The 12,430-nt window shown below is 49.3% G+C and carries 12 protein-coding genes; 7 read left to right on the forward strand and 5 right to left on the reverse strand.

The window, feature by feature from the left end:
* Positions 1–54 precede the first annotated feature (54 nt).
* The 4 genes from EX31_RS05910 to ghrB all read left to right on the forward strand — a co-directional run bounded on the left by EX31_RS05910 (position 55) and on the right by ghrB (position 4,362).
* The gene (locus tag EX31_RS05910; protein WP_037033868.1) at positions 55–1,089 is read left to right on the forward strand and encodes a LacI family DNA-binding transcriptional regulator; all 1,035 of its coding nucleotides are present in this window, start codon (positions 55–57) and stop codon (positions 1,087–1,089) included.
* Between the two features lie 213 nt (positions 1,090–1,302).
* Positions 1,303–2,052, forward strand: coding sequence for a sugar phosphate isomerase/epimerase family protein (locus EX31_RS05915; protein WP_037033869.1), 750 nt, complete (start codon positions 1,303–1,305; stop codon positions 2,050–2,052).
* A gap of 43 nt (positions 2,053–2,095) precedes the next feature.
* Complete coding sequence (locus EX31_RS05920; protein ID WP_037033870.1) at positions 2,096–3,388, forward strand: MFS transporter; 1,293 nt, start codon at positions 2,096–2,098, stop codon at positions 3,386–3,388.
* Entirely contained in the window at positions 3,385–4,362 is a 978-nt protein-coding gene (gene ghrB, locus EX31_RS05925) for a glyoxylate/hydroxypyruvate reductase GhrB (RefSeq protein ID WP_037033871.1), read from the forward strand. Before EX31_RS05920 ends, ghrB begins: the two co-directional genes overlap by 4 nt.
* A 67-nt stretch (positions 4,363–4,429) precedes the next feature.
* Here ghrB and EX31_RS05930 read toward each other — a convergent pair whose 3' ends face one another.
* The gene (locus EX31_RS05930; protein WP_037033872.1) at positions 4,430–5,641 is read right to left on the reverse strand and encodes a hypothetical protein; all 1,212 of its coding nucleotides are present in this window, start codon (positions 5,639–5,641) and stop codon (positions 4,430–4,432) included.
* Positions 5,642–5,892: 251 nt separating this feature from the next.
* Between EX31_RS05930 and EX31_RS05935 the strand changes: the two genes are divergently transcribed.
* Complete coding sequence (locus tag EX31_RS05935; protein ID WP_013573363.1) at positions 5,893–7,143, forward strand: valine--pyruvate transaminase; 1,251 nt, start codon at positions 5,893–5,895, stop codon at positions 7,141–7,143.
* Between the two features lie 358 nt (positions 7,144–7,501).
* Positions 7,502–8,257, forward strand: a complete 756-nt coding sequence (locus EX31_RS25930; RefSeq protein WP_072012263.1) for a YopT-type cysteine protease domain-containing protein — start codon at positions 7,502–7,504, stop codon at positions 8,255–8,257.
* Positions 8,258–8,435: 178 nt separating this feature from the next.
* On the opposite strand, the gene ibpB is transcribed toward EX31_RS25930, so the two are convergent.
* Positions 8,436–8,870, reverse strand: a complete 435-nt coding sequence (ibpB, locus tag EX31_RS05945; RefSeq protein WP_013573361.1) for a small heat shock chaperone IbpB — start codon at positions 8,868–8,870, stop codon at positions 8,436–8,438.
* A gap of 129 nt (positions 8,871–8,999) precedes the next feature.
* On the reverse strand, positions 9,000–9,410 hold the full coding sequence (ibpA, locus tag EX31_RS05950) for a small heat shock chaperone IbpA (protein WP_013573359.1): 411 nt from the start codon (positions 9,408–9,410) through the stop codon (positions 9,000–9,002).
* A 380-nt stretch (positions 9,411–9,790) separates the two neighbouring features.
* Between ibpA and EX31_RS05955 the strand changes: the two genes are divergently transcribed.
* Positions 9,791–10,168 carry a YceK/YidQ family lipoprotein gene (locus EX31_RS05955; protein ID WP_013573358.1) on the forward strand — a complete coding sequence of 126 codons (378 nt, stop codon included), beginning with the start codon at positions 9,791–9,793 and terminating at the stop codon, positions 10,166–10,168.
* Between the two features lie 42 nt (positions 10,169–10,210).
* On the opposite strand, the gene EX31_RS05960 is transcribed toward EX31_RS05955, so the two are convergent.
* Together EX31_RS05960 and yidA are read right to left on the reverse strand one after the other, a co-directional pair.
* A complete protein-coding gene (locus EX31_RS05960) occupies positions 10,211–11,473 on the reverse strand; it encodes a DUF3748 domain-containing protein (RefSeq protein WP_037033874.1) in 1,263 nt (420 codons plus the stop codon).
* Positions 11,474–11,499: 26 nt separating this feature from the next.
* Positions 11,500–12,315, reverse strand: coding sequence for a sugar-phosphatase (yidA, locus tag EX31_RS05965; RefSeq protein WP_013573356.1), 816 nt, complete (start codon positions 12,313–12,315; stop codon positions 11,500–11,502).
* Between the last annotated feature and the right edge of the window lie 115 nt (positions 12,316–12,430).

The raw sequence follows: 12,430 nt of genomic DNA on the forward strand, positions 1-12,430 counted from the left end.
TCTTTCAGCACTCTGTGCTAGTCTCCGTGGGATGAGCAAGAAGGGAGAAAGGCTGTGAGCAAAAAACAGGAACCGGGCGCTGCGGTTCGCGCCACGATACGTGACGTCGCCAGTGCCGCCAAAACCGGTAAAACCAGCGTTTCACGTTATCTCAACGGTGAACAACACCTGCTGTCCGATTCGCTGAAAGAGCGCATCGGACGGGCTATCTCCCTGCTCGATTATCAGCCCAGCCAGATGGCACGTAGCCTGAAAAGCGGGCAAACGCGGCTAATCGGGCTGATCCTCGCTGATATCACCAACCCGTATTCTGTCGATGTGATGCGTGGCGTTGAAGCCGCCTGCCGTCAGGAAGGGCTGACGCTGCTGGTGTGTAACACCAATAACGAGCTCGATCAGGAAAAGCATTACCTGCAATTACTCAGCAGTTATCGCGTCGATGGCATTGTGGTGAATGCCGTCGGGATGCGCGAGGCGGCGATTTCTACGCTGCAACAGGCCAATTTACCCATGGTGCTGATCGATCGTAAAGTGGCGAATTTCGCCTGCGACGTGATCGGACTTAACAACGTGGAAGCCACTCAGATGATGACCGGTCATCTTCTGGAGCAGGGTTTTGAAGCCCTGCTTTTCATCAGCGAACCCGCCAATATAAACACCCGCTTCGACCGCTTACACGCCTTTCTGAAATGCATGCAGCAATCTCCGCAGTATATTGCCGAACAGGGTGAAATTGAGCTGAGTAATACCGAAGGGCTGGATAATCTGCTGAAGGACTTTGTGGCACGGCACGCGGATAAACACAAAGCGGTGATGTGTGTGAACGGCGCACTGACGTTACAGGTTGCACGCGCTATGCAGCGGCTGAATCTGCGCTGGGGGCCGGACATCGGTTTATCCGGCTTTGACGAACTGGTGTGGGCAGAACTGGCGGGCGTCGGTATTACGACGCTGAAGCAGCCGACTTACGACATGGGCGTGGCGGCGCTCAGACAACTGGTGACCCGCATTCAGGGCAATACTGAGCCGGTTAAAGACCTGGAGTTTTCCGGCGAACTCATTGCGCGCGGTTCTACAGCAGCGCGCTGATCCCTCTTCTTCCCCCTGAACCTGCCCGTTCTTCGTGAGCGGGATCATATTTTTGCGCTTTTGTCCTGTCGATTGGAACCGGTTCCAATTAGGTTGTATAAAACGAAACAAAACGTTAACAACGGCTCGACCTGTCATTTGTTCCACTAAAATAAGGTTTCGGAAATGATTGCCTGCGCCAGATTACAGGGCGCTTTCACAGGATAAGTATTCATGAAAAGAGAAATCGTCATTGTTACCGCAGCCTACGGCAACAGCGTGGTAAAAGCCCGCGGCGGCCAGGCGGAGCTGCTTTCAGTGATTGCTGATGCTAAGGCCGACGGTGTGGAAATTCGTCGCGAATTGTTCACTGCCGGAGAACTGGATTCGTTGCCAGCGCTGGCAGAAAAAATTAAAAGTCATGGATTGTTTGCGGTGTATTCCGTGCCGTTTCCGCTGTTTTCAGCCGGTGGCAAGCTTAATTCTGATGCATCACAATATTTTGAAGAGGCGCGCATTCTCAATGCCCGCACCATTAAGTTTTCTCTCGGCGAATTTATGCCGGGCCAGGATCTGACCCCGCTGAAGGTTGTACTGGCATCAAGCCCGGTGAAGCTGGTGGTTGAGAATGACCAGTCGCCGGATTGCGGCATTCTTTCACGCATTAACGCTTTTATGTTTGCTGCTGAGTCGCTGCATCTGCCGTTAAGCATGACGTTCGACATGGCCAACTGGCTGTGGGTCGGACAGGATCCGGCCGTGGCCGCTGAGCGTCTGGCGCGTCATGTGGGTTATGTGCATGTCAAAGCTGCACAAAAACGTAGCGGAAAATGGCATGCCGTCGCGCTCGATGACAGCGATGGCAGTTGGGAACCTTTATTGAAAAGCCTGCCTCAGGATGTGCCACGCGGTATCGAATTCCCGCTTGAGGGTGATGATCTGACCGCGGTGACGCGCCATTACGTAGAACTGTTACGTCAGTAAGCGCCGTCGGGACCGTGCTGATGCACTATCAGGAGAAACAGTTATGAGCCAGTCCAGGATCGCCGCCCGCCGCTGGTGGTACATCATGCCGATCGTGTTCATCACTTACAGTCTGGCGTATGTCGACCGCTCGAACTTCAGTTTTGCCTCAGCGGCCGGTATCAACGACGATTTGGGCATTACCAAAGGGATGTCGTCCCTGTTGGGTGCACTGTTTTTTTTGGGCTATTTCTTCTTCCAGATCCCCGGCACGATTTACGCCGAACGCCGCAGTGTTAAGAAACTGATTTTCTGGTGTTTATTGCTTTGGGGGGGATTCGCCTCTTTAACCGGCGTGGTAACCAACATTCCGATGCTGGCAGTGATCCGCTTCGCTCTCGGCGTGGTGGAAGCTGCCGTGATGCCCGCCATGCTGGTGTATATCAGCAACTGGTTCACCAAATCCGAGCGTTCCCGTGCTAACACCTTTCTGATCCTCGGCAATCCGGTGACGGTGTTGTGGATGTCGGTGCTTTCCGGCTATCTGATCAAATCCTTTGGCTGGCGCGAGATGTTTATCTTCGAAGGCATTCCGGCGGTGATCTGGGCGGTTATCTGGTGGTTCACCGTCAAAGATAAGCCCGAACAGGTCGGCTGGCTGAACGACCAGGAAAAACAGGCGCTGGCCGCACAGCTGGAAAAAGAGCAGGAAACCATTCAGGCGGTCGGCGGTTACCGCGAAGCCTTCCGCTCACGCAATGTGGTGCTGCTTTGCCTGCAATATTTCTTCTGGAGCATTGGCGTGTATGGCTTTGTGCTCTGGCTGCCGTCGATTTTGCGCGACGGCAAATCAATGGGCATGGTCGAAGCGGGCTGGTTATCTTCCGCCCCTTATCTGGCCGCCACTATCGCCATGATCCTGGTGTCCTGGGCATCGGACAAAATGCAAAACCGTAAGTTGTTTGTCTGGCCGTTATTGCTGGTCGGCGCGCTGGCGTTCTTTGGTTCATGGGCCGCTGGCACAAACAATTTCTGGCTTTCGTACAGTTTACTGGTCATTGCCGCTGCGGCAATGTATGCCCCGTACGGGCCGTTCTTCGCCATTATTCCTGAAATGCTGCCCAAAAATGTGTCCGGTGGCGCGATGGCTTTGATTAACAGCCTCGGCGCACTGGGCTCATTCTTTGGCTCCTGGTTTGTCGGCTATCTCAACGGCAATACAGGCAGTCCGGCAGCCTCATTTATTTTCATGGCCGTGTCGTTACTGGTTTCCGCAGGTTTAACCCTGCTGGTGAGACCGCGAAAGGCCAACATTCAGCCGAAAGAAGTTTCCTTAACCCAAGGGAGTAAGTCATGAAGCCGTCTATCGTTTTATATAAAAAATTACCCGCCGACCTGCATCAGCGTCTTGAAGAGCATTTCACCATCACTGAATTTGATGGCATTACGGATAAGAACCGTGCTCAGGTGTTTGATGCGCTGCAAAACGCCGAAGGGTTACTGGGTTCCGGCGGGAAAATTGATAAAGAACTTTTCGACCATGCACCGCGCCTGCGTGCGGTTTCTACCATTTCCGTCGGTTATGATAATTTCGATGTGGCAGAACTGACCCGCCGCGAAATCCCGATGATGCATACTCCGACGGCGCTGACCGATACCGTCGCTGACACGGTGATGGCACTGGTGCTCTCTACCGCCCGCCGCGTGGTAAATGTGGCCGAGCGCGTAAAAGCCGGTGAATGGAATGAAAACATTGGCGAAGACTGGTTCGGCATTGATGTTCACCATAAAACCATGGGTATTGTCGGCATGGGCCGTATCGGTCTGGCGCTGGCGCAACGTGCGCATTTCGGTTTCGACATGCCGATTTTGTACAATGCACGCAGCCAGCATAAAGAAGCGGAAGAGAAGTTTGGCGCGCGTAAATGCGAGCTGGATGAGCTGCTGAAAGAGTCTGATTTCGTTTGTATCTTGCTGCCAATGACCGAACAAACCTTCCATCTGATCGGTAAGGAAGAGCTGGCGAAAATGAAATCCAGCGCGATTCTGGTCAGCGCAGGTCGCGGGCCGGTTATCGATGAACCAGCCCTGATCGAAGCGCTGAAAGCCGGTACGATTTATGGTGCTGGTATGGACGTGTTCGAGACTGAGCCGCTGCCAAAAGATTCTCCGCTGCTGAGCCTGCCAAACGTGGTGGCACTGCCGCATATCGGTTCCGCAACGCATGAAACCCGCTACGATATGGCGGCCTGCGCAGTGGATAACCTGATCGCCGCACTCAAGGGTGACGTGAAACAGTTCTGCGTGAACCCGGAAGTTCTGAAGAAGTAAGATAAAGAATGGGCGAGACCGGTCCGGGCGCAATCCTGCGGCCGGTCTCCCGATTATTTTCAAAGGGTCAGAGGTATTTCATTAATATCTCTCTGATTTTCCCGTCAGCTTTTCTTGCATATATTTCCTTGTTAAACGCATGAAGACTGCTTTTCAGCGCCAGCGTCGGGGCATCGTCGGGTGCCAGAAGCTTAAAGGAAAGGCTGCCAGTAAAGGCTTTTCTTCCGGCGACCATCGACTTAAATTTGTTGAGCAATTCTTCGCCCCCCAGTTCACGGGCACGGGTCTTCAATCCTTTAATAAGAGGGTCTTTCCAGGTTTGCTTGTCGTAATAAGGTAACCGCTTTTTCAGTGACAAATAATCGGAAAGGCTTTGATCGCCCGACATCATGCCAGTCTTGCTGATACTGGTCAGATTTTTAAACGTCGTGCCGGGAATGGTTTGGGTAATAACGATATGTACTTTTTTCTTTCCCGTACCGCGGGAGAAGCCGTGGCACTGGAATATATTTTCGTCTTGCATGGTTGAATAATGACATTCAGAAAACAAATCATTATAAATTGACCCTGATAAGGACTCTTTGAGGTTTTTCAGTAATCGTTCAATACTCCCTTTTTCCCTACACACCAGGACATAAGCTGAATTATTCAGCAAGCCACTGTCTTCTATCAATGAATTAATAATAAAAATCTGAGCACAGGTTGTCACGGTATCAGAACTTAAATAGGCAAGATATAAGCTACAATTTGCCGGCATCGATAAGTTATAACCGTCCAGTAATTTAATGATTTCCTGTTTTGCTGATTTTTGTATATTGATAACTTCCTGCTCAGGCATGGGTAAATAACCCATCGATTTCTTAGCGAATCCAAGGCTCTGGACAATGATATTTTCGAAGCACAGACTCAACAGGGCAGCTTTATAATCATGATCAGATGAAGCGGCACTCCGGGTGACGTCCATTTCATCGATCAGAATAACGGTATTGCACGTTATTATGTCCAGCTGGTAGAGAAAATCAGCCAGCACTGTCGATAATACATCGGGAGACAGGAGACTGTAGGGCGTCACAATAATTACCGGATCATCATAATTCAATTTTTTACCCGGATTGAACACTTCCTTTCCCTGCATATTAATATGTCTTGTTTTGGCATTCACCGTAATTAATGACCCCTCAGCCTGAGTGCTCCGCGCGATGTCTTTTATTTTCTTTCCCAGCGCGTGATCCCCTCCGCCTGCCGTGAAAATATTCAGTATAAGTATACTTCTTTTCATTTTACCAACCTGATATATATATTCTTAAACATAATTATGCCAAGAAAGAAAAAATATCATAAGCCGTCTTTTATTACTCTGTCATTAAGCATAAAGGGTTCCGTTCAGGGATATTCGAAAAATACATTGAATGATTTTCCGTATTCATCTTTTTTAATACTTCTCCACGCCAAAACCCGCTGGTCCGATTGCACTGCCTTGCTGCAGGCGTTATGGTGGGTATCACATTTCGATAACATACAAAGCTTTCTATGACGTTTTCTGCTTTCGGTGACAAATTTACCCGTTTTTCAGGCATCACACGCCTGATGGGCGACATGAATGACGGTTTACGCACGCCCGGCGCGGTGATGCTGGGCGGCGGTAATCCGGCGCAAATTCCTGAGATGCAGGATTATTTCCAGACGCTGCTGTCGGAAATGCTGGCCGCAGGCAAGCTGACCGAAGCGCTGTGCAATTACGACGGGCCGCAGGGCAAAGATGTGTTGCGTCATGCGCTGGCAGACATGTTACAGAAAGAACTCGGCTGGCAGCTTGACGCGCAAAACATCGCACTGACCAACGGCAGCCAGAGCGCCTTCTTCTATTTGTTCAACCTGTTCGCCGGACGCCGTGCCGACGGTAGTATGTCAAAAGTGTTGTTCCCGCTGGCACCGGAATATCTCGGTTATGCCGATGCCGGTCTGGATGAAAATCTGTTTGTGTCGGCCAAGCCGAACATCGAATTGCTGCCGGAAGGCCAGTTCAAATATCACGTCGATTTCGATCATCTGAATATCACCGATGATATCGGCCTGATCTGCGTGTCACGCCCGACCAACCCGACCGGTAACGTCATTACTGACGAAGAACTGATCCGCCTCGATGCGCTGGCACAGCAGAAAGATATTCCGTTATTAATCGATAACGCCTATGGCGTGCCGTTCCCGGGCATCGTATTCACTGACGCCACGCCGCTGTGGAATCCGAATATTATCCTGTGCATGAGCCTGTCGAAACTCGGCCTGCCGGGTTCACGCTGTGGCATCGTGATTGCTGATGAAAAAATCATCAAAGCGATCAGTAATATGAACGGGATTATCAGTCTGTCGCCGGGCAGTGTCGGCCCAGCGATTGCCCATGAAATGATTGTCCGTGGCGATTTGCTGCGCCTTTCCGAAGAAGTGATCAAACCGTTCTATTTTCAGCGCGTGCAGGAAACTATCGCCACGCTGCGCCGTTATCTGCCGGAAGAACGTTGCCTGATCCACAAACCGGAAGGGGCGATTTTCCTGTGGCTGTGGTTCAAGGATTTACCGATCACCACCGAAGTGCTGTATCAGCGCCTGAAACAACGTGGGGTACTTATGGTACCGGGCGATTACTTCTTCCCGGGTCTCGAGCATCCGTGGCCACACACCCATCAGTGTATGCGGATGAATTACGTGCCTGATGCGGAACAGATCGAGCGCGGCGTGAAAATTCTGGCAGAAGAAGTAGAAAAAGCCCACGCTGAAGGCTGATTTCTCACCATAAAGTGACCAGGAGGAATGATATTCTTTCGGGTCACTTTATCAATCTAAGGACTCTTACTCATGAGTAGAAAACAATCTTATTCTCAATGACATCATAAAGTTATTTATATCTCCCTCAACGCATCCAGATACACATTCATTCAAAAAAATCAATTCATTTTATATATAGATAGACATCACTTTATATTTTTTACAGTTAAACAAAAAAAATAACATTATTTATCAAAGAAATAAAAACCCAGTCAAGAGTTTGAGTATTTTACATAATCAATTAAATGGGAATTTTATTATCACTGGCGTATTTTTATGCAATATGTATTTTTTGATTTAAAAAATAGGTGAGAAAATGATTAACAGATTACGTCAATATATTAATAAAACAAACGGTACATACAGTTTTTTTAATCAGGTGACGTACATACAGCAAAACAAATGGGTAGCTAACAACCCCCGAAATCTTGGTGGAGCATGGTTAGGAAGTCATAGAGACTCAGAAAGTAAACAAATTCAGTACGGATTACGTGGAGCCTGTTATGGCCTCTCTGCGGCATATTTAATTACTGGTAGAGATTGGAGTAGTTTCAAATGTTTCATCAATACCTCTGCATCGCATCGATTGATATTAGGAATAATGAATATTCAGGAACAGAACTCTGCGTTGGCATATAAACAAGCTAAATTAAAAGCACAAAAAAGTTTATTTGATAATTTTCACCGCAAAGGGCATTCCCCCAACGTAAACTACATGCGTACTGAAGACGCATACCATCTGATAATGAAGAATGAGGGGAGGTTGATCTGCTTAAAAACGTCAACTCTGCCGCAGGCCAGTACTACCGCTGCAAGAATCGAAGGGCTGGTAAAATCGTTAAGGCAAGACAGCTTATATGAAATAGGTATTTATAAGGGTTGCAAGGGAGGCCATTCCATCGCTATCAGAACAGATGGGAACATGATTAAACTCTTTGATGCAAATATAGGTGAAATATCTTACAACTACAACACAAAACAGATCATGCATTTTGTGGAAGCACTTTGTATAGTATTTGATGGGTGTTACAAGAACTACAACCGAATCACAGTAGACGAATATTATCGTTAAGTTACATCACTCTAAATACATGCTTACCTCATCACTAAGAGCTTCAATTACGGAAAACACTTTGAAAGACTTGAACAAAATAAATACACCTCGTTTTACTTACTGATTAAGATAATATATTCCTCATCACATCCCGTTTTATGTTCCCCCTCATCGGGGGAACATAAACAGATCACGTTTATTCAGACTGATTTTCCAGCGCCGGTTTTTCAGTACCAATCGCAATTTTTTGCGGTTGCAATGCTTCCGGTACATCACGAACCAGATTGATATGCAGCAGGCCATTCGTAAATTCAGCCGCCGAGACGTGCATATGCTCTGCCAGCGTGAAGCTCAGGGTGAAAGGCTTAATCACCAGCCCCTGATGCAAATATTCCACTTTAGTTTCCAGCTGAGCCGGTGTACCGCTGACCGTTAATCGCGGCCCTTCGACTTCAATATTCAGTTCGCTTTGCTGGAAACCGGCCAGCGCCAGTGAAATGCGGTAATGGTTGTCATCAGACTTTTCAATATTGTAAGGAGGAAAAGCCTGATCGGCGCCTTGCATTGAACTGGCTAATTTATCGAAACCAATCCACTGACGCAGTAATGGGGAAATATCATAATTACGCATAATGTAACTCCTTCTTTGAAGCGAGATGATTAATGTCGTCATCCTTTTTGGATGTGACAGTACAGCTCCCTGACGGCGAGCCTAAAATTTTTCATTTTGTGGTGGTCAACAACGATGATGGTCGCTGAATTAACGGATCTCGATACGCCGTGGTTTGGACGACTCAGGAACGACGCGTTCCAGATCGATATACAGCAAACCGTTCGACAAATTGGCCGCTTTTATCTGAATATGTTCAGCCAGCTGGAATTTGCGCTCGAAATTACGTTCTGCGATGCCCTGATATAAATAGGTTCGCTCAGTGTCGCCAGGTGCATGCGCGCCTTTGACCAGCAGCATGTTGTCATGCGCAGTGATGTCCAGTTCAGATTCGGCAAAACCTGCGACCGCGATAGCAATCCGGTAATGATTTTCGTCAACCAACTCGACATTATAAGGGGGGTAGCCGCCGCCCTGATTCTGACCCGATTCGATAAGATTAAATAAGCGGTCAAAACCAATGGCAGAACGGTATAGCGGGGATAAATCAAAATTACGCATTGCTACTTCTCCTGATATTCAGCGAGTTTTTTTAAATAGCCTTCCAGGCGGACAGACCAGCGTCACAGTGATGACAGAAGAACCCTTCCGGCGTTTCTCCTCCTGCGTCGTACAGTTAAAATGGAGACAAAAGGGCATATTTCAAGCCTGAAAAAACAAAAAATTTGGCTGTTGTTTATATGATGACAGCCAAAATACATGACGGGACAGGGCTACAATCCAGGGAGAGCAGGCGAATTCCTGCAAGATTTCAAATAGTAATTACACTTAATGGGATCGCAGCCACAGAGCTACAGCTTGCTTTGTTAATTTTTTGGGCTGAGTGCTATAAGTCACATTGACGTATAAGCTCAGCCTGACAGCATAAGATGAGTTCTAACATGACGAAATTTGCATTAACGCCGCTGATGACAGGATGTGTTTTTTTAGCGACGAGCGGTTGCTCCAGCGTAATGAGCCATACAGGTGGTGACACCGGATATTATTCAGGCGCACGTGCTGATGTGAATATGATAAAAAGCGATGACACCAGTTGGGCGATGACGCCGCTGCTGTTGATTGATTTGCCGTTCAGCGCCGTGCTGGATACGGTATTGCTGCCTTATGATTATTTTCGCAGCGGAAAAGTGACGACGCGCGATCGCGTCAAAGCCAGTGAAGAACACAATATTGCGCTGAGTAACGGTGTGGATATCGATCACATCCCGCCCATGACGACCACGCCGCGTCAGCAAAAATCGTCGACACATAAGAAGTAGTCACAATAAAACCGGCCTGTTCTGACCGGTTTACATCGTTCGCTAATCGCTATCGACCACGCAAATCTGCGCATAGCCGTTACACTGGCGCATAAACGCCACTTTGCTGCCATCCGGAGAATACACTACGGCATCGGCACAGGGTGCGATTTCTGATCGTTGCGTTAACCGCTGCATCTTTCCGCTTTCCATGTCCAGCCGCATCACGCTGTTATCGCATACCAGCGCCAGAGATTTTCCGTCCTGGCTCCAGCTGAAGGCTGATTGAATTCCGCTTTCAGAATGGCTGATTTGCGCCGGCGCGCCGCCGTTAGGTGACACCGTCCAGACCTGAACCACTCCGGTTTCATCTTGCATCAGAAACGCAATCTTTGCGCCATCCGGCGATACGCGCAACCAGTGACGCGGTTGCAGGGCAATACCATTTTCAGTAAAAGTAATCCGTCTCTGTTTCACGCCCGCGGGTGGCGCAGGCAGCATTTCCGGCGTGCCCTGCAAAGGTTTATCACCCGCCTGACGGTAATCCTCATCATTGCGCGGCAAATCCACCACGAAGATTTCCGGGTGCTTTTCGCCACGAGCGGAAAGCGTGTCGCCGATAAAAGCCAGCGCCCACCGCTGACGGCTGCCATCCGGTTTCAGATAGCCTTCACGGCCAATCCAGCCTTCTTCGTAAGCCCGGTTGATTTCATCGCTGCCGGGGTGAGGACAGGGCGTGGTTTCGCTGACCAGCATGCTGAAATGGCTTCCATCGTATTCACGGGGATGATGCTTTGGCGGAATAACGGGATATCCTGAAATCGCCACGCCAACGTTGCGCAAATCGAGCGCCGGATCGCGTTCATGCAACACATGGTCGTTATAGGTAAAGCTCAGACGCGAACCGTCCGGGCTGAAGACGTGAACATGTGTGCCACCGCGCAGGGCTCCGGCGGTAAAGGGGGCGGTGATGTCCATCGCATCCAGCGTAACGGCCTTTTCGCGCGCGGGCTCAGTGACAATAACTCCGCGACGGTGATGAAAATCATACTGCCAGATGGCATCAGGATTTTCAGGGCCATGAATAAACGCATAACGGACAGGAAAATCCGGGCTGACGGTCACCACTCCCACATGCGCGCCGTCTTTTGCCTGATAAAGGACTTCCGTCTCACCGGTTTCGACATTCACGCGCTCAATGGTTGAACCGCTAAAAGAACCGCCATGCGGACGGACGTCATACACCAGCCACTGGCTGTCCGGCGTCCAGACATTAATGTTGGTGAGCTGATGCCCGCGGGCATCAGAAGTTAATTGTTTTTCCATGGCTGCAAGGTTCCTTCGGTACAAGCTCAGACGTTCAGAACAAATTTCTCGACCGCAAACGCCACGCCGTCTTCCGTGTTTGTTTTGGTAACGAACTGGCTGACGGCTTTTACGCTGTCCAGCGCATTCCCCATCGCGACACCAATTCCGGCGTATTCCAGCATCGCAATGTCGTTCTCCTGATCACCGAGCGTCATCACGCTCTCCCGCGCGATACCCAGTTTTTCCGCCAGTACTTTCACGCCTTCACCTTTATTCACGCGCTTATCGAGGATTTCGAGGAAATACGGTGAGCTTTTCATGATGGTGTAGCGTTCTTTTGCTTCAGCAGGAAGCTGACTGATGGCGCGATCCAGCAAGTCCGGATCGTCAATCATCATGACTTTCGGGAAGGTCAGCGCCGGATCCATTTCCTCTGCCGGGCAGAATTGCAACGGAATGCCGGTGGTGAAGGATTCATGTACGCTGTATTTGCTGATATGGCGGTTGGCGGTAAACAGGTCGGTTTTGGTCAGTGCATGGAAATGCACACCAAGGTCACGCGCCAGCTGTTCAAAGTAGTGATAATCTTCAATTTTGAGGGCTACTTCGGCAATTACGCTACCATCTTTCGCATTGTGCACAAGCGCGCCATTGTTGGTGATGCAGTAACAACCGTCCTGCTGCAAATCCAGTTCCATCAGATAACGCTGCACACCGACGAACGGACGGCCGGTCGCCAGAACGATTTGCACACCTTTCGCCCGTGCTTCTGACAACGCTTTTTTAACGGCAGGGGTCACTTCATGCTGCGGATTGAGCAATGTCCCGTCCATATCAATTGCAATTAATTCAATAGCCATAGCATCCTCAGAGTTTAAGAAATCTTGCGCAATGCTAACGCGATTACCCGCTGTAAAGCCAGCCGGAATGCGGGTCGCGTCAGACGAAAAAAAAGTCCGAAGCGGTTTCCCGGTT

Origin of the sequence: Rahnella sp. WP5 (assembly GCF_000745615.1) — a bacterium.
Lineage (GTDB): Bacteria > Pseudomonadota > Gammaproteobacteria > Enterobacterales > Enterobacteriaceae > Rahnella > Rahnella aceris.